Origin of the sequence: Chryseobacterium artocarpi (genome assembly GCF_001684975.1) — a bacterium.
Lineage (GTDB): Bacteria > Bacteroidota > Bacteroidia > Flavobacteriales > Weeksellaceae > Chryseobacterium > Chryseobacterium artocarpi.
This window is the reverse complement of the sequence record NZ_MAYH01000001.1, coordinates 565,272-584,299: the sequence shown is the minus strand read 5'-3', so window position 1 is coordinate 584,299 and position 19,028 is coordinate 565,272. Positions and strand designations below refer to the sequence as shown.

The window sequence follows — 19,028 nt, the reverse complement described above, 5'->3', positions numbered from 1 at the left end:
TTTTAAACATTTTTTATTGGCTAAAATTCAAGGCTTATTTAATATGTGAAGGAGGATATAAAAGCAGAAAAACCTTGCTATTGCAAGGTTTAATTATTTAGAAACACATTTTTATGTCGTTAATATTTTTGCTGTTCTAAGTTTAGATTTCAAATCTCGGAGTTCAGCTAAAATTGCCTGAACTTCGGTCTTAGAATAGTTATCACCTACATCTACTGCTGTATCTCCCGATGCTTCTGAGCTTTTGACCGCTCCACTGTACTCATTAGTTGCTTTATTTAAAACAACGATATTCTGACTGTCAGATGGAGTTCCACTAGCATGAAAGTTTAACAGGTCTAATGGAACATTCCCTTTAAAGATCATATTCTCAATAGCTGAATTGATAAAAAAAGCATTCGTGTATGGACTAACAGCTCCTGTATAATAAGATTTTTTGGAGATAATGTTATCTGTAATCACTAAATTATCTGACTTCCCAACAGCAATAAAAGAACTTCCCTGATCCTCTGCAAGACCTCCGCTCACAATATTTCCACTGATTACTGAATGATCTGAATCTTCTTTAATATTCAGAGAATGATATTTTGCATCATACAGCTTATTAGATTCAAAAACATTATGTTTTCCTTTCAAATCAATAAGTGTGTAGTTGGAAATCAGATTATTTTGAATAATACTCTTTGTCACATTAAAGAATAAAAGGAGCTTGATTCCTGTATTTTCATTAAGTATCGTATTATAGGATATTTCCTGGTTAATATTATTATCAGGCAACCTGTCTGAATTATAATAGTAAATATCTCCAGCTCCTTGAAAATCTTTAAAGAAACGGACATTGTTGCCACGAATAACAAGGTTTTCCGACCCTATCACTCCTTGGTTATTGAACATACAGTTTTTGAAAGTATTACCTATTATTTGTGAATTGGGAGAGTTAAAGAGTGAGACTCCATATAAGCTTTCTGCGCTACCTTCAAGAAATGAATTTTTAATAATAATATCATTATTTTCCCTATATGAACTGATCTGTCCCCCACTTTCTGATGGAATTTTATTACCATACGCTCTTGAATTTTGGATCGTTACATGTGACACATTTGCACTACCTCCTGCCAGTAATCCGGCATGGTTGTTATTTAGAAATTCACAATTATCGAATAAAACATTTCTCACGATAGATCCAGAATCCAAAGGTTCTATATCTACTCCGCATTCAGGTGCAGTTCCATTACTATTATTAAATGCACAATTTGTAAAATAAAGGTTTTCTCCAGCTTCAATAGACATCCCCTGTCTTCTGTTATTGGATGAAATAATTTTGTCTGCGGTCAAACCATTTAATAAATGGAGTACGTTTTTTTCATCATAATAATGCTGAATATTTAATCCATCACCCCAGCAGTCCTTAATTTTAATGTTCTTTAAAGAGATGTTACTTCCTCCGGAAACAGCTATTCCATACCCCCATTCACCACCGACTCCTGTATGAGTATCTCTATCTCCTGTGATATTACCACCTGTTATAGAAACATTCTTTTTATTATACGCACGAATGACGTTATATTGTTGCTTATTTGTAGGTCTTTGAATTAAATAACAATTATCAGACATAACCAACATTTTATTATCCTGCATCTCAATTCCTCCGGCATCACGTAAAAAATCTGTTACTGAGGTACTAGGATCATCACCAACAATTCTATAATCACCATCACCAATAAAGATCTTGGGACAAGACCCTTTAATCGCTTTATTAATTCTAACTGTTGTATCGTTAGCATCCAAATCAGGGAAAGCACCGTAATATTTCACATCTATAGAGTTCGTAAAAGTGTGTACCAACTTTATTGTACCAACATGAATGATACTTCCTCCATCATCCGGTCTGGTTTCCATTGGAGATACATAATAAACAATCGGAGCTGGTGTATCTCCTTTGCGGTAATATCCTAATAACTTTACTCCCGCATAAACTCCAGTTTGTAAATCATGTAAGTCACATGGACACATGTTATACATAGCATTCATTGTGTCCTTAATTAAAAATTGATTTTTCATATTGCTTTGGTTTAAATGTAGTCCCTTAGTTTATTTTTGAAAGGGATTTTTTTATTTTTTTAATTCACAAAAATCATATCTGATTTAATGTAATTTTTTTCTAAACGTGAGAAAGTTTTTTTCAACAATCATCACCCTTATCTCTTGTACAAAGCTACTTCAGCACAACGACAGAACTCGACGTATTTTAAACCATTAAAAATATTTTTAAATTGATCTGAAAATCTAAAAAAGAGATAATAACCTAGCCCCGATAGAAACGGTTACCCCACAGCACAGATTGGAAGGACTGAAGGTTTGGAAGTGGGAAAGTTTGGCGCGAGGAGTATGAGTGGATAGCGGGATGAAGCTCCTGAAAATAAGAAAAGTCACCCTTTCGAGTGACTTTATTTTTTTGTAAACCGGATTTTATTGATAGATCACAACATTGTCCTTTTTAAGCTGAAAACCGCTCTTTTTGTAAGGGGTCAACACATAACCGTCTTTTTTCCAAGCTTTTGCTTTTCCTGGTCTGGTAAGAATTACGCTTCCTCCTTCGGCATCTTTCACGAAAACCTCAGCTTTTTTCTTGTCTTTACTGAAAATAACAGCTGCAATATAGTCGCCATTTGTGGCTACTTCTTTTAACTTAATTTTCTCTTCAAAAGTTCTTACACAGTTTTTCTTGATCTGTGAATAAGTATATCCTGCTGAACCGATACATCCGTGAGCATCTTTATCGCCACCTAATACTGGTGTTTGCTGTGCGAATGCTAAAGTACCAAGGAACATTGCGCTCAATAAAATTGTTTTTTTCATGCTTTTTTGTATAATATTAACTAAGCTGGGTATTATTAAAAATCATGCCAAAAAAGAAAAATACACATTCCTGTGAAAAACTTTCTTACGTTCCTACTTTGTCCATGTAATTTTTGAATGTTTCACATTATCTGAGCTGGTTCCGATCATGATATCAAACTCTCCTGATTCCCAGTCGTATTTAAGATCTCCGTTATAGAATTTCAGGCTTTCCGGGGTGATATTGAAGCTTACTTTTTTCGATTCTCCTTTTTTCAAAAATATTTTCTGGAAACCTTTTAATTCTTTTACAGGTCTTGTGATACTTCCTACCATATCACGAATGTATAACTGAGCAACTTCTGCTCCATCATAGTTTCCGGTATTAGTAATAGTAACTGATGCCTGAATGGTTTGATCTCCTTTTGGGTTTGCATTGGAAATACTGATATCGGAGTAATTAAATTGGGTATAGCTCAATCCGTATCCAAAAGCGTATAAAGGTGTATTACATTCATCCATATAATTGGATCGGAATCTTTGGTATTCACATTTATCCGTCAATTTCTGATCTAAAGGACGACCTGTATTTTTAGCGTTATAATAGATTGGAATCTGTCCTAAGCTTCTAGGAAAGGTCATTGGAAGCTTTCCTGATGGGTTTACTTTTCCAAAAAGAACGTCTGCCATTGCATTTCCTGCTTCAGATCCCGGGAACCATGCATTAAGGATTGCGTCCGGAGTATCTTTTACATTCGTTAAAGCTAACGGACGTCCTGTGAATAGGATCATGGCGATTGGTTTTCCTGTTTTCTTCAATTCGTTCAAAAGGTCTACCTGAGATTGAGGAATGGTAATTTCTGATCTTGATGAAGATTCGCCACTCATTTCTGCTGATTCTCCGATGGCAAGAACGATCACATCTGCTTTATTAGCAACGTCAACAGCTTCTTTTAATAATTCTTCTTTTGAACGGCTGTCTCTGTCTGTTTTCTTTCCGTGAGCTGCGTAGATTTCTTCCAATTTCGCATCATAATCGATGTTAGCGCCCTTTGCAGAAAGGAATTTTACTTCTTTTCCGTAGTTTGCCTGAAGTCCCTGCATTAAATTAACAGAAACGGCATGTTTTGTTGCAACACTCCAGGTTCCTGCCATATTCATAGAGTTATTAACCAATGGACCGATCACTGCAACTGTTCCTGATTTTTTCAAAGGTAAAACCTGGTTTTCATTTTTCATTAAAACCATCGACTGTGCAGCTACGTTTCTTGCAATATTTCTGTTTTCTAAGTTGTAAACTTCTTTTGCTGCCAGCTTTGCATCTCCATGTTTGTAAGGATTGTCGAATAATCCAAGGTCATATTTTGCTTCAAGGATTCTTTTTGCAGCCATATCAATTTCTGCCTGCGTAACTTTTCCTTCGGATAGAGATTTTTTTAATGTGGTTAAGAACCCTTCTCCTACCATATCCATATCAACTCCTGCTTTTAAAGCTAAAGCTGACACCTGCTGAAGATCTCCCATACCGTGATCAACCATTTCATTGATTCCGGTATAGTCTGTTACCACAAAACCTTTAAATTTCCATTGGTTTCTCAACACTTCTGTCTGAAGCCATCTGTTTCCGGTAGCTGGAACTCCGTCTACTTCATTGAAGGAAGCCATTACTGAAGCAACTCCGGCATCTACAGCTGCTTTATAAGGTGGAAAATATTCGTTGAACATTCTCACATGACTCATATCAACTGTGTTATAATCTCTTCCGGATTCACCTGCTCCGTATAAAGCAAAGTGCTTTACACAAGCTAAAATATTGGTTCCGTTAGCCAGATCTTTCCCTTGATAACCGTATACCATGTTTTTGGAGATTTCGCTTCCCAGAAACGGATCTTCACCTGATCCTTCGGAAACTCTACCCCATCTTGGTTCGCGGGAAATGTCTACCATTGGCGAAAATGTCCAGTTGATTCCGTCTGAAGCGGCTTCTCTTGCAGCAACTTTTGCGGATTGCTGTACGAGATTCATATCCCATGAAGCGGCTAATCCTAATGGAATAGGGAAAGTGGTTTCGTATCCGTGGATCACATCCATTCCGAAGATCATTGGGATTTTAAGGCGGCTTTTTTCAACGGCTACTTTCTGAACCGCTTTGATTTTATCTGCTCCTTTGATATTAAACAGTCCTCCTACTAATCCCTGCTCTACTTTCTTTCCGATATCTGAACTCTGAGCCATCCCGGTTGTAAAGTCTCCGGAAGTAGGAAGGTTCAACTGACCGATTTTCTCATCCAAGGTCATTTTAGATAAAAGATTGTCTACAAAGGCTTTCTTTTTTGCCTGATACTGAGCTGTCTGATAGGACTGCACGGGCTTGTCTACCATTTCCTGTGCCGAAAATACAGGTGAAAGTGCTAAAGTAGCAAGGACGATTAGTTTTTTCATAAATCTAACTTCTTATTGTTCTGTTTTATTTAACGCAAGAACGTTACTTTTTTATTTTAATCTTTAATACTGAAGGCATTGATATTCAGTAAAGATCTATTTTTAATTTTAATCTGACTGAACAGATTTATTATTGTCTCTAAAAAAGACAATATTCAAAAATATGAAATTTCTTCTATATTATTGAGTATTAATCTTAAGGTTTTAAAAGTTTTCTTTTTAAATACGGATTAATTATTCTTTTTCTTTGAAAGCATCCATTCATACAATTGTGGATTTGAATATGCAGAGTCCCATGAATTGTGGTTATCATTTGGGAAAATGATCAATTCTGCGGATGGGTTTACCGGATGAAGTTTTTGATAGAACTTAAAAGCGTTCTCTGGTAATACAATATCATCCATTCCGCCATGGTATATTTTCATATTCAAATTTTTATACTGTTGAATATTGGCTGTCATTACGTGATCTGTAGGGGCACAGACAGAAGCTACGGCTGCAAACATTTCAGGATGTTCCATTGCAAGCTTCAAGGTTCCCCAGCCTCCCATTGAAAGTCCGGTAAGGTAAATTCTGGAGGCATCTATTTTATATTTTTTCTGAATTTCTTTAATCAGATTATAGACGGTTACGGTATCCCACCAGGTATCTGCCGGACATTGTGGAGCAAGAATCGCAACCGGTTCTTTAATTTGATCTTTATAAGTAAACGGGCTGTGTGCTTTTACCATTTCCAGATTATTTCCTCTTTCTCCTGAACCATGAAGAAATACAATTAACGGTACATTTCCTTTTACCTTTTGGGGGTAATCAAGGATGTAAGATATTTTCTCTGTTCGTTTGATTTCTTTATTTAGTTCTGCTTTTATTTCCTGTGCGTTGAGCTGTAAGGAAAAGGGTAAGAGCAAAAGGGTAAGATATTTTAATTTCATAATGCTGTTAGGTTTTGACCAAAGCCTTTGAATTTTGTGCTTTGTTTATTTTAAATGGGCTAAAGCCCATTTCTATTGAATATTATGTGAGAGGATTGTATTTTTTTTCTCTCGCAGATTTTTCAGATCGGGCAGATGATCGTATTTAAAAATATGCAGATCTTTATAAATTCAAAAGCAATATGTGCCTTTATTTTATTCCATATTTTGAAGATTGAAAGCTTAGTTTTTTCAATCCTTGCTGAATTTCCGGGGCATTCATAAATAGTTTCCATAGGAATCCTGTTCTGTAGTTTTCAATCATCGGTGCAATGGTTCCCTGATCTATAGCAAGATACCTTGGGGTAAACCAATTGTTATAATTGACAGATGTTGCATCATAAGGACCTGCTGATCCTATAAATTCAGGTTTTTGGGTGTAGATAAACCTTAAAAAATCCATTGATTCTTTTGGAGTATATGGAAAACTGCTTAAAGCTGCTGTAGGAGTAATGACTCCGTTATCATTGGTTGGCATGTGAGCAGTGTATCCTGTACTTCCGTCCTGATTTCTTGTATAGCCGGCTGTCAATCCCCAATAGTTTGATCCGTAGCCTTTCCATTGTTTTGGATTTTCAACACAGTATTTGTAATCAATAAGGGTTTGGTTTTTATTTACGTCAAAGTAATTCTTTACCAATTTATCGGATAATCCTGTCGGATCAAGCCCGATATAGGAATATTGAGCCCAGAATAATGGACCGCCATATTCTTCGGCATAGTTGTGTTTTACATACAGAGGTAATCCGTATTTTGTTTTGTCTGTAAGGTAGGTGCCGTTTCTGGTCCAGCCTTTATAATAAGTTTCTGCATCTATGGAATATGTGGGTGAAGATGCCGCCAGAATGTAAGTAATAAGACATTCGTTATAGCCTTCGAGTGGGAAGTTCATTTCCCATTGATATTCTGGAGACCAATGCCAGTACAATACTTTTTCACCGCCTTTTGTGTACCAGTTCCATTGAATTCCTTTCCATAATTCATCACATTTTGCAGCTAACGCTTTTTCTTCAGCATTTCCGTTTTTGAAGTATTCACGAACCATCAGTATTCCTGAAGTAAGAAATGCGGTTTCTACAAGATCTCCACCGTTATCTTTTTTACCAAAAGGGACTGTTTTTCCTGTTTCTCCATTGATCCAATGTGACCATGCTCCTTTATGGCGATCTGCTTTTGCAAGAAAATCCATCATTTTCGTCAGTCTTTTCACTGCTTCTTTTCTTGGAACAAAGCCTCTTTCAACACCTACCAGAATAGTTGCCAGCCCAAAACCTGAACCACCTGTAGTAATTACATGCTTATCATTATCGGGATAGATATCATCTTCGTGGTAACGTTCTCTTCCCAACATTGAGTTGGGTTCAGCATAGTCCCAGAAGTACTTAAGTGCATCTTGCTGTACTTTATCCATCAACTGTTCATCGGTAATATTACTTTTGACAGTTTTATTTTCTGTTGTTTTTGGTTGGGAAACCTGAGCATTTTTACAGGAATAAGTAAAAAATAAAGAAGTTACGGCAATTGTCAGTAGGGTCCTTTTCATTGGTATCGTTGTTTACTGGTTATAAAATTAGAGGAGAATTTTCACTCTCCTCTAGTTTATGATTATTATTAATATCCTGGGTTTTGTTGGGATAGACCTCCTGATTCCATGATGAATTCATAAGGAAGTGGGAATAGCTCATGTTTTCCAACCTTGAAAACTTTTCCGCCATCCGCAGCCATTGCAGCTGGCGCCTGACCTGTTCTAACAAGATCGAACCATCTGTCATGCTCAAAAGCCAATTCTAATCTTCTTTCTTTCCAGATTGCTGTTCTTACATCTGCTTGGGAAGTTGCTGTAGTTGGATTAATCTTAGCTCTTTCTCTTACTTGGTTTAATAATGTAATCGCAGTACTTGTCTGACCTAATTCATTAGCTGCTTCTGCTTTGATTAAAAGAACCTCAGCATATCTCAGATAACGGATATTGGTGTCTGTATTTTCTTTATCGTAGAACGCAGATGAATAAGCCTTATAATTGTAGAACTTATTTTCCACTGTTTTAGGAATATATCTTCCATCATACAAAGTCATATCTCTGTGAATGATAGTAGCATCTCTTCTTTCTGTATCTCCTTCTGCTGTATAGGCATCATACAATCCTTGAGTAGGCGTTGCAAATCCCCAGCCCCAACCTCCGGAACCACGAACTCCTTGTACCTGACTATATTGTTTTATAGCTCTACCAGCATCGGCACCTGAGCCTTGGATTTCAAAGATAGATTCTGCATTATTTTCTCCTGAAACTTTATAAATATCAATAAAATTAGGAGTTAGAGAATATCCTGTTACCAAATCGCATTGCTCCGCTGCCAATTGCCATTTTTTCTGATATAAATAAACCTTAGCAAGAAGCGCATGAGCAGCTCCTACTGAAGCTCTACCAATATTATTTCCGGAATATACAGATTTATTAGGCAACGATTCTATAGCATCTTTCAAATCCTTTTCAATAAAAGCATATATTTCCTCTTTGGACACTCTTGAAAGCTGCATTTTCTTATCTTCTTCATTTCCTAAAACAGGCACTCGATCTACCATTGGTACTCCTCCAAATGATCTTACCAACGTAAAATACATAAAAGCTCTTAGGAATTTTGCTTCACCTGTTAATCTTTTACGTAACTCAGCATCTGCCTTATCCAATTGTGGAATATATTTCAACGCCTGGTTAGCTCTATTGATCCCCTGATAATTAGACGTAAACAATTCTTTAAAAGAAGGAGTAGTTGCAGTAATATCTAAAGCATCCAAAAGATTTTTATCTGAACCATTATCCCCAACCGTAGAACCTTTATCTGCATCATCAGAAATAATAGAAGTTACTCCGATCCAGGCAAATGTACTCATATCCCAATCTAGAAACTTAGCATAAATAGAGTTTACAAAGTAAGTAGCACCGTCATTATTATTAAATTTATCAAGATCATCAATTGTCATAGATTCTGAAGGCTTCACATCTACAAACTCATCACTGCAACTTTGTACAGCAGCTACTGATCCTAATAACATTAAAGAGACTAATAATATCTTATTTCTTTTCATTTTTTCTAAAAGTTTACGTTTACACCGAATACAAAGGATCTTAAAGTAGGATAAGCATTCAATTCTACCCCAGCCAATTTGTAAGGATCACCTTCTGTTTTTGCATCTGCAGGATCATATCCTGATAATTCTGTTGAATATCCTGAATATTTTTGCCATACAAAAGGATTGATTGCACTTACATAAAACTTCACAGATTTCACATAATCCACTACATTTTTCACAGTATAACCAATTGATATATTATTAATTCTAAAATAATCTCCGTCTTCAAGGTAATATGTAGATGCCAACGGATTATCTGTAGCTGGTTTTGGATTTGTACCAGTTGGATTGGCTGAAGTCCAATAATCTTGTGCTACTGATGATTCAATATTTACGTTGTTACTTCTTTGAGCTTTTTTACCATTATAAACACTAAACCCAAATGCTCCGTATCCATTTGCAGCAAAATCCCAGTTTTTATAACTTACTGAAACATTAACTCCTAACATTGACTTTGGAATATAAGAGTTGAAGTATTTTCTATCACCAGCATCCGCTCGTCCTGTAACACCATTTCCGTTAAGGTCTTTATACTTCATATTTCCATTAGCATCCAAGCCGTCGTATTCCCATAAATAAAAACTTCCTAACGCGTGACCTACAGTAGAACCATTAAATAATTTTACCCATTCTCCGTTACTTAAACTTCCTCCACTTAGCTGAGCAATATTTTTGTTTGTATCTACTCTGGTAAGTTTATTTTCATTGAAAGAGTAATTAGCTCCTAAAGAGTAAGACCAGTTTTCACCTACTTTATCAGCCCAGTTCATGGAGAATTCCATACCTCTGTTTCTTACTGCACCAACGTGAGAGTAATAAGTTTCAGACTGTCCTGATGTCATATAATTCGTAATACCAAGAATAAGGTTCGTTGTTTCTCTGTTATAGGCATCAATGCTACCTGTTAATCTCTTATTGAACATTCCGAAATCCAAACCTAAAGAGCTTTCTTCCGTAACTTCCCATCCTAATACCGGGTCATACCCTTTGTTTACAGTAATACCGTTACTTACCGGATTTGCATTTCCAAATCCATAATTATAATTTACACCAGAATTTAATGGAAGATAATTTAATGGAACTTTTTGGTTTCCTAATTTACCCCAACCTCCTCTTAATTTTAATAAGTCGAAGAATCCGTCTTTCATAAATTCTTCTTCAGAGATAATCCATCCTGCACCGAATGAAGGGAAAGTACCCCATTTTTGTCCAGCTGCAAACTGAGAAGATCCGTCACGTCTGATTGTTGCACTTAATAAATAACGATTCATTAATTTATACTGAGCTCGAGCAAAGTAAGAAACTGTTGTATTTCTATCGTATTTCACTGATTTTAAACTCTGAACATTATTCACATAATCAGTTCCATTTAAGTTCCAGTAGTTAGAATCATTTAATAATAAATTTTTTCTTTTAACAATTAACTGATCAATACCATTCATAACAGTAGTTTCAGTACCTATTGTTGCCTCAATATCATGAACTCCTAATTTTTTATTATATGTTAAATAATTGGATAAAGCCCAGTTATAATAATCTTCTCTTGTATTTTCAAGCGTATTTTTAGGGTTTGTACTAGAAAAACCGTTTGGAACTCTTGTAGGATCCCCAGCAAGCCAGATAGCAACTTCATCTTTAAAATTATAAGCTTTATAGTTACTATATTCTCCACTAAATTGAGATGTAAATTTCAATCCTTGAATAATATCTATATCTAGTTTCAGCCCTCCTTGTAATACTGTATTTCTATTCTGCTCATTATTAAGCAATAGCTGACTTACAGGGTTTGTTACATCATTAAACTTATAACCGGTATAATCCACAATACCTGTTGTAGTATTTACATAAGGCATTCCAAACTGTCCAGAAGCATAATATACAGGAACCATTGGAGATTGCTTATATGCTGTAGTAAAAGCATTAAAAGGTTTAGGAGTAGCTTTTGTGAAGGCAACACTTAAATTTTGAGATAAAGTAATTCCCTTTGTAATTTTAAACTCATTATTAGTCCTAATTGTAGCACGGTTATAATCTGTACCTCTCAAAATAGACTGCTCATCATAATTACTTAAACTAAAGAAATATTTTGCAGCCTCGGAAGAACCAGAAATAGAAAGATTATGCTGATTGTAAACCCCAGTTCTTGTTATTTCTTTAAACCAGTCAGTATTTACAGGCTGATTAGTAGAAAACCTATCCTGGTTGAGTGCTATATTATTATAAGCAGCAAATTCTGACGCGTTCGCCATTTTTACTGTTTTCAGAGGAGTTCTTACACCCACTAATCCGTCATAAGAAATATTTAATTTTCCTTTTCCTGATTTTGTTGTGATAATAATTACTCCATTAGCAGCTCTGTTACCATAAATAGCCAATGCAGCTGCATCCTTTAGAATATCATAAGTTAAAATATCATTGGAATTGATATTATTGATATTATTGAAATACATTCCATCCACAACATACAATGGTGATCTTGCACCTGTAACAGTTCCCATACCTCTGATCATTACAGAAGGAGTAGATCCCGGCATATCAGATGCGATAATCTGTACCCCTGCAGCTTTCCCTTGAATTGCCTGCGTAGCATTCAAAACTTTAGTCTTGGTCACTTCCTCGGCACTGATAGAGCTAATTGATGTGGTGTTATCTACTTTCTTACGACTACCATATCCAATCATGACAACTTCGTCAATTTTCTGGACCTTGGTGGAGTCATTTGTAACCTGTGCATTCACGTTCATTCCGAAGTATAAAACGGCGATGAGACATGGATACTTTAAATTACTTTGTTTCATATAGTTTCAATTTTATTCGTACAATCAAAATTTCGGTAACATCTTTGTTTGAGTTAAATTAATTTCTCAAAAAAAGACATTAGCCAAAAATATAAAAAAAACCGAACCATGTTAAATTTTGTTAAAAATTTAAAAACAATTCTGTTTTTTTAAACATAAACAAGTAAATATTTAAATTCCACAAACTAAAACCCAATTTATACATCAAATAACCATCATATCCCTAATTATAAAATATCAATTTCCGTTAAAAAATTCACCAAATCATAACACTAAATTTAATATTTTGTTAAATAGATAATAGTATTTACCTTTGGTGCAGTTTTTGAAAAAAGCAATAAAAAGATCAATGAAAAAATATATCATTGCAGCCGCTCTTGCAATCGGGACCGGTGCTGTTATTACAACTACGGTACAATCTTGTACTACACTTGCCACTTCCGATATGGGACTTTCTATCATCAAAAGAATGCTACTCAATGGTATTGATAAAGGAATGGGAATTTATACCAATAAAGAAGCCTTTTTACAAAATAATATGGTAGACAAAGCCCTTCCTAAGGAATTGAGAGAAATAAACTCCCTTCTTGAGAAGATTGCACCATCATTGGTGGCTAAAGAAAGAGATTATATTGCTCAGGCTGCGGCTTATACCGTAAACACTTCCAGACCCATCTTACAAGGTGCAGTAAACAGTCTGAATGCACAGGACGTTACCAGAATTATTCAGGGAACTACAGCCACTCAAATTTTGAAGGAAAAAACATCGCAGCAACTTATTGCAGCTATCGCTCCAAAAGTAGATGAAAAGCTGAATGAATACGGAATCGTAAAAACCATCAACACAGCCTTGTCCGGAAGCAATTTTTTGGGAAGCCTTTTAGGCGGAAATACAAACACTGTAAATTCAGGTGGACTGAGTAAACTTGCCTCTGAACAATTGGTGAGCGGGCTTTTCAATATTATCGAGGATTATGAACATCAGAACTCCAAGTCCCTGTTAGGACCATTTGGAAAATAGGAAAAATTTCGTTATATTTATATTATATTAATAATTGCAGATGGATATATTACAAGGAAATCAACACGCAAGTCCTGAAGATTTCTACAAGTCTTTAAAGGAAAAACTGGAAGGTCATCATGATTTTCCTGAGGATTATTTATTTAAATTTATTATTCCTACAGACCAGACAAAACTTACTGAAATTTACAGGGTTTTTGATGGCATCAAGTTTACATTAGGAAACCGCGAAAGCAAAAATGGAAAATACACAGCCTGCAATATCAATGCATTTGTATTGGATGCTAATCAGGTAGTGAATATTTATAAAGAAGTAGCAAAAATAGAAGGCGTTATTCTATTGTAAAACATTAAGGACTGTCAGATTTGACAGTCTTTTTTATTTTTAAAAATAAATAGCATCTTAATAAAAAACAAAACCGGCTGTTTCATTTAGAAACAGCCGGTTTTTATATGTATTTATTATTTCTCAATAAAGAACTTTACATTTTCAATAGGTCTTCCCAACATTGCAACTGAACCCTTTACCAATATTGGTCGCTGGATCAGTGAAGGATTTTCAGATAGGATTTTGATCCACTCTTCTTCTGAATAATTTTTATCAGCGTAATTTTCCGTATATAGCTTATCCGTTTTACGAATGATATGGAAAACACTCTGGTTTAGCTTTTTCAATACTGTTTTAATCTCCAAAACACTTAATGGATCTTCAACAATATTGATAATCTCAAAAGACACTCCGTTTTCATCAAGATACTCTAATACAGCATTTGACTTTGAACAGTTTCCGTTATGTAAAACCTTGACTAACATTTCTAATTATTTTAAAATTAAACTTGCTCTGTAACAAATTTAACAACAATCTAATGGATGTTCTCTTAATACAGTGATAAAAGTTTGTTAAAACAATCCGTGTAATTCTGCTTCTATTTTTTCTAGGATAAAACCGAAATCTTCAGGTTTTTCCACGAAATCCAAATTATCTACTTCAATTACTAAAAGCTTTCCTTCTGTATAGTTGGAGATCCATTTTTCATACTTCTGATTAAGTTTTGAAAGATATTCAATACTTATTGAAGCTTCATATTCTCGTCCTCTTTTGTAGATTTTCTTTACAAGATTCGGAACGTCTGATTTTAGATAAATTAAAAGATCCGGTGCAGATACAAAAGATTTCATCAGATCAAAAACCGATGAATAGTTGTTGAAATCTCTGTCGGAAAGAAGATTCATATCATTTAAGTTTTCTGCAAAAATATGTGCATCTTCATAAATGGTACGGTCCTGAATGATATTTTTACCGCTTTCTCTGATTTCTTTTACCTGACGGAATCTGCTTCCCAAGAAATATACCTGCAGTGCAAAGCTCCATTTGCTCATATCTGAATAGAAATCCTCCAAATAAGGATTATGATCTACGTCTTCAAACTGTGCATCCCATCCGTAATGCTTAGAAAGCATCGTAGTTAAAGTTGTTTTTCCTGCTCCAATGTTTCCTGTAACTGCAATATGCATATTCTTTTTCCTTGTATTTACTGATTAATTGATAAGCTTTTATACGCCTGCAGTCTGAACTTCGGAAGCATCCTGAATCAATTTTTCCAATGTATTGTCTTGAGGTTTTATTTCTTCACCTTTTTCATTGGTTTTTTCTTCAGCACTTTCCGCTGGTTTATCTGTCGGTGGCTGTATTGCTTCAAGCTGTGTTTCCAGTTGTTTTTGCTGCCTGGCTTTCTTTACTTTTTCAAGACTGTAAAGATAGAGTTTGTTCCCGTTGATTTCAAAATAAGAAAGGATGTTTTTATCCACAATTTGTGCATCCTGATCTTCAAAAAGAATCGTCATCCCTTTTTCGGGAACATATTTTAAAATTGAATTATTAGCGATAACTAATATATTATCATTCTCTCTTCTAAAACGTTTTCCGTTATTCACAGGAGCTTCAAAGAGTTTTTCAAATTTGAGGCTGTAAATTCGGATATGATTTTTAGTAAGAATATAGACTTTACTTTCATACACCAGAAGATCCATAAAATCTTCAAAGCTGATATCGAACGGAAATGAATTAATGGTAGTATCATTCCTGAAATTGTACTGTATCAAACGTTTTGTACTGTCATCCAATAGCCACAGCTGCTGTAAATCTTCAGCATATGCCATTCTGATGAACCCGAATTTCTGTTTGAAATCAATACGTTGAATTTCATTCATATTTTGATCTACAAATTTCATTTCCTGGGCATTTTCAGAAAACAAAGGTACATTCAATGGATTTTGTACAGATTGCACCTTATACGGAACCGTAAGCATCATTTTTCCGATCTGCTTTCCTAAGGAATCGTATTTCGTAAAACTAAAGTCTTTATTTTTATAGATATACAGATTTCCGTAGTCATCGGCAAGCATATCTTTGGCTTCCTTCAACTTTAAGGTATCTAAAGGAAGAACTTTCTGTGCTGCGGAAGAACAGAAAATGAAAATGCATATTAGATAGATTAATCTCAATTTTATAATATTAAAGATCATTTCTTTAAAAAGAATGCAAGCAATTTACACTTTTATTTAATAACAATTTCATAGATTTTTTTCCAATTTTTTCCTGTTATCAGCATATTATCACCTTTAAAAGCAATTCCATTCAAGACATATTCACTATTGCCTTCGTTGTTTTCGTTCGTCAACTTTGTAAAATCAAATTTTCCAACAACTTCTCCTGTAGCAGGATTAATCTTTAAAATGATAGGTTTATGCCATACATTTGAATAAATAAAACCTTTATGATATTCAAGCTCATTCAGATTTTCATAAGTTTCAGTATTTCCGGCAACAGGAACTATTTTCACAACTTTTGAAGGGTCATTTACATCTAAAAAGTAAAGATTTTTTGAACCATCAGTCGCTACAAGATTTTCACCATCATAAGTAAGTCCCCATCCTTCTCCAATGATATTCGGTAAAGGAAATTCTGAAAGTTTTTCCAATGTATTTTTATCATAAATAAAACCAATTTTATTACGGTAAGTCAGCTGGTAAACTTTATCTCCGACAATAGTACAACCTTCAGAAAAAACATTTGCAGGCTGTTTTTTTATGATAGTAGGAACCGTTGCACCCAAAGTATATTTTATAAGTTGAGACGCATTGTCCAAACCATCACTTTCATATACAGTGTTTCCTTCTACTAAAAATCCTTCAATGAAATTATCCGGGTTATGAGGGTAATCTGCTATAATCTGATAAGGTATTTCCTTTTCTTTATTCTTTGTGAATACATTAATAGTAGCATCCTGACTGAGAGTTTCTCCGTTTTTTGTTTTAATAATAAACACAACCTTATTATCTCCTAAAGTAAAAAATTTAGGATCAATCGTTAAATTGGTAGTTTCTTTATCATTAAAACTAATTGTAATACTTTCTGCATATTCTGAAACTTCTTTTGGAAGCTCTAATCTATCACCAAAATGATAGCCTCTTGTTTCTCTTTCATTATTATAGTCAGCAAGAGAATCCAGCATTTTTTCTTTATTGTTGCAAGATACTAACAGAAAAAAGGCAATAAAGCCAGCTATTACTTTTAGTCTCATGGTTTTTTTCATCATTTTTAAAGAATAAAGATTATACAAAAATAGCGCTACCTAAGGAACGCTATTTTTTATAGATAAACTAATATTAGAATATTATTTCAACTTAACTTCATAAATCTTCGACCAGTTCTTACCTGTTACCAGCATATTATCACCTTTAAAAGCAATTCCGTTCAATACATCATCGCTTCCTTTTGTATTTTGTTTTGCAATTTCTGTGAAATCGAATGTTCCTACTACTTCACCAGTTTCCGGATTGATCTTTAGGATAATTGGTTTTTGCCAAACATTAGCATATACAAAACCTTTGTGATATTCCAGTTCATTTAATTGGTCATATGCCTGAGAGCTTCCTGCCACAGCAATATATTTGATCAGTTTTGAAGGATCATTCACATCAAGGAAATATAAAAGCTTACTTCCGTCTGATGCAATCAGGCTTTTACCATCATAAGTAAGCCCCCAACCTTCACCAAATACATTTGGATAAGCAAATTCTGAAAGAAGTTTTAATGAATTTTTATCATACACATATCCTTTCTTACTCTGCCATGTCAGTTGATATACTTTATCTCCTACAATGGTACTTCCTTCAGAGAAGTCTTCCTGAGCCTGTTTTGTAGATGCGAGAGGCGTTGTAGTTCCTAATGTATATTTTAAAATCTGAGAAGAACCGTTCTGTCCGTCACTTTCATAAATGGTATTTCCTTCAATCTGGAATCCCTGTACAAAGTTTTTTGGATCATGAGGATATTCTGCGATAATTTCATACGCTAAATTCTTTTCAGGATTTTTCGCGAATACATTGATCGTTGCATCCTGATTCAATACTTCTCCGCCTTTGGTTTTGATATTAAATGTAACGGCATTGTCTCCCAATGTAAAAAACTTAGGATCAATTGTTAAATTGGTAGTTTCTTTATCTCCAAAGCTAATGGTTACGCTTTCTGCATTTTCCGTCACCTCTTTCGGAAGCTCCAGCTTATCACCAAAATGATATCCTTTTGCTTCCATTGAATTATTATAGTTATTCAATGTATCAAGGATTTCTTTATCCTTATTACAAGATGCCAATAATAAAATCGCTGCGAAACCCGCTATTATACTTTTTTTCATTGATATTCTAAATATTTCCCCAAAAATAGCAAATTTTATTCCGTAATGCCAACATTATCCACAGGTTCACCAAATTGTAGGATATAAGCATTATTGTTACAGATCTAAAACCGTCTCACTTTCCATTCAAAACGAATCTAAAATATGGAACAAAGTCTGGTAAATTAATCATGCTTCCTGTAATTCAAAAGTTTCTTTCTCAATCTTCATATTGATTGAAACCCAGATTTCATTGTCGATTTTTGCTTCTTTTCTAACATCCGGATCAATAGTAAAACCTACTTTTTTGTAGCACTCAATGGCTCCGGTATTCCAATCATAAACATTCAGTTCGGCAATTTTTCTGTTATAGTGACTGAATCCATATTTCAGAAGTTCCTGCATTACTCTCTTCCCATAACCTTTACCACGGTTATTTTCGTCCCAGATCAATATTCTTCCCAGCAGAAAAGTGTCTTCTTTTAGAAATATCTGAGCATGACCAATGATATTCTGGTTCTCCAGATCAACTATTTTGAATAATGTTCTCTTTTCATCAGACAAATCTCCTTCAAGCTGATCTTCCGTCAAAGGGAAGTGATACATAGGACCCGCGAACTGAAGTAATGATCTTTCATCTTTTATATTTGAAATCAACGCTGGAGCGTCATCGATGGTAAATAACTGTAACTCTATCATGGTTTATTTTTCTACGTACTCTTTTAAACTTTGTCTTATAATAGCATTCCATCCTGCTGTAAAATTTACTCTTGAAAAGCCGTCTCCCAAATCTTTAAAATTCTCAATTCCTTCATGAATTAACTTCACCAATGTCTCTTGCTCTTCCGGCTGTAATTCCCAAGTAACTGTAGTTTTCAGAGCTGAAAAATCAGGATATGCCCAGGAATGTTTTAATTTTTGATTGGGAATAATTTCCAGGATTTCGCCTTGATGATGATATTTATTTTCGCCACCAGGTTCATAGAAATTAAACACTTTCCCTACTTTCAGTTCAAAGTCTTCGATATTAAAATACCAGGACTTCATTTCGCTTTTTTCTGTTAATGCTTTCCATATTCTTTCAGCCGGAGCATTGATCTTATATTGAACGATGATTGGTGTATCCATATTATTAAAGTTTAAATGA

Annotated in this window: 16 protein-coding genes; 2 read left to right on the top strand and 14 right to left on the bottom strand. The window is 34.6% G+C overall.

Annotated elements, in window-relative coordinates; translation table 11 throughout:
• Nucleotides 1-111 precede the first annotated feature (111 nt).
• From BBI01_RS02455 to BBI01_RS02425, 7 genes are all read right to left on the bottom strand, one after another.
• Nucleotides 112-2,061, bottom strand: coding sequence for a right-handed parallel beta-helix repeat-containing protein (locus BBI01_RS02455; RefSeq protein ID WP_083189989.1), 1,950 nt, complete (start codon nt 2,059-2,061; stop codon nt 112-114).
• A 408-nt stretch (nt 2,062-2,469) separates the two neighbouring features.
• A complete protein-coding gene (locus BBI01_RS02450; protein ID WP_065393093.1) occupies nt 2,470-2,859 on the bottom strand; it encodes a hypothetical protein in 390 nt (129 codons plus the stop codon).
• Between the two features lie 93 nt (nt 2,860-2,952).
• Complete coding sequence (gene bglX, locus BBI01_RS02445; protein ID WP_065393092.1) at nt 2,953-5,280, bottom strand: beta-glucosidase BglX; 2,328 nt, start codon at nt 5,278-5,280, stop codon at nt 2,953-2,955.
• Between the two features lie 230 nt (nt 5,281-5,510).
• Nucleotides 5,511-6,212 carry a carboxylesterase family protein gene (locus tag BBI01_RS02440; RefSeq protein ID WP_065393091.1) on the bottom strand — a complete coding sequence of 234 codons (702 nt, stop codon included), beginning with the start codon at nt 6,210-6,212 and terminating at the stop codon, nt 5,511-5,513.
• Nucleotides 6,213-6,402: 190 nt separating this feature from the next.
• A complete protein-coding gene (locus BBI01_RS02435; RefSeq protein ID WP_065393090.1) occupies nt 6,403-7,794 on the bottom strand; it encodes a glucoamylase family protein in 1,392 nt (463 codons plus the stop codon).
• Between the two features lie 68 nt (nt 7,795-7,862).
• Nucleotides 7,863-9,338 (bottom strand): RagB/SusD family nutrient uptake outer membrane protein, encoded by a 1,476-nt coding sequence (locus BBI01_RS02430; RefSeq protein WP_065393089.1) that lies wholly within the window; start codon nt 9,336-9,338, stop codon nt 7,863-7,865.
• 5 nt (nt 9,339-9,343) lie between these two features.
• The gene (locus tag BBI01_RS02425; RefSeq protein WP_065393088.1) at nt 9,344-12,181 is read right to left on the bottom strand and encodes a SusC/RagA family TonB-linked outer membrane protein; all 2,838 of its coding nucleotides are present in this window, start codon (nt 12,179-12,181) and stop codon (nt 9,344-9,346) included.
• 349 nt (nt 12,182-12,530) lie between these two features.
• Between BBI01_RS02425 and BBI01_RS02420 the strand changes: the two genes are divergently transcribed.
• Together BBI01_RS02420 and BBI01_RS02415 are read left to right on the top strand one after the other, a co-directional pair.
• The gene (locus tag BBI01_RS02420) at nt 12,531-13,202 is read left to right on the top strand and encodes a DUF4197 family protein (protein WP_065393087.1); all 672 of its coding nucleotides are present in this window, start codon (nt 12,531-12,533) and stop codon (nt 13,200-13,202) included.
• Between the two features lie 40 nt (nt 13,203-13,242).
• Nucleotides 13,243-13,548, top strand: coding sequence for a DUF493 family protein (locus tag BBI01_RS02415; RefSeq protein ID WP_065393086.1), 306 nt, complete (start codon nt 13,243-13,245; stop codon nt 13,546-13,548).
• Nucleotides 13,549-13,664: 116 nt separating this feature from the next.
• Here BBI01_RS02415 and BBI01_RS02410 read toward each other — a convergent pair whose 3' ends face one another.
• The 7 genes from BBI01_RS02410 to BBI01_RS02380 form a co-directional block, all read right to left on the bottom strand.
• Entirely contained in the window at nt 13,665-14,015 is a 351-nt protein-coding gene (locus tag BBI01_RS02410) for an ArsC/Spx/MgsR family protein (RefSeq protein WP_065393085.1), read from the bottom strand.
• An 87-nt stretch (nt 14,016-14,102) separates the two neighbouring features.
• Nucleotides 14,103-14,717 carry a deoxynucleoside kinase gene (locus BBI01_RS02405; protein WP_065393084.1) on the bottom strand — a complete coding sequence of 205 codons (615 nt, stop codon included), beginning with the start codon at nt 14,715-14,717 and terminating at the stop codon, nt 14,103-14,105.
• Between the two features lie 39 nt (nt 14,718-14,756).
• Nucleotides 14,757-15,707, bottom strand: a complete 951-nt coding sequence (locus BBI01_RS02400; protein ID WP_165602209.1) for a hypothetical protein — start codon at nt 15,705-15,707, stop codon at nt 14,757-14,759.
• Nucleotides 15,708-15,760: 53 nt separating this feature from the next.
• Complete coding sequence (locus tag BBI01_RS02395) at nt 15,761-16,786, bottom strand: glutaminyl-peptide cyclotransferase (protein ID WP_065393341.1); 1,026 nt, start codon at nt 16,784-16,786, stop codon at nt 15,761-15,763.
• Nucleotides 16,787-16,879: 93 nt separating this feature from the next.
• Nucleotides 16,880-17,902 carry a glutaminyl-peptide cyclotransferase gene (locus BBI01_RS02390; protein ID WP_065393082.1) on the bottom strand — a complete coding sequence of 341 codons (1,023 nt, stop codon included), beginning with the start codon at nt 17,900-17,902 and terminating at the stop codon, nt 16,880-16,882.
• Nucleotides 17,903-18,070: 168 nt separating this feature from the next.
• Complete coding sequence (locus tag BBI01_RS02385; protein ID WP_065393081.1) at nt 18,071-18,580, bottom strand: GNAT family N-acetyltransferase; 510 nt, start codon at nt 18,578-18,580, stop codon at nt 18,071-18,073.
• A gap of 3 nt (nt 18,581-18,583) precedes the next feature.
• On the bottom strand, nt 18,584-19,009 hold the full coding sequence (locus BBI01_RS02380; protein ID WP_065393080.1) for an SRPBCC family protein: 426 nt from the start codon (nt 19,007-19,009) through the stop codon (nt 18,584-18,586).
• Nucleotides 19,010-19,028 lie beyond the last annotated feature (19 nt).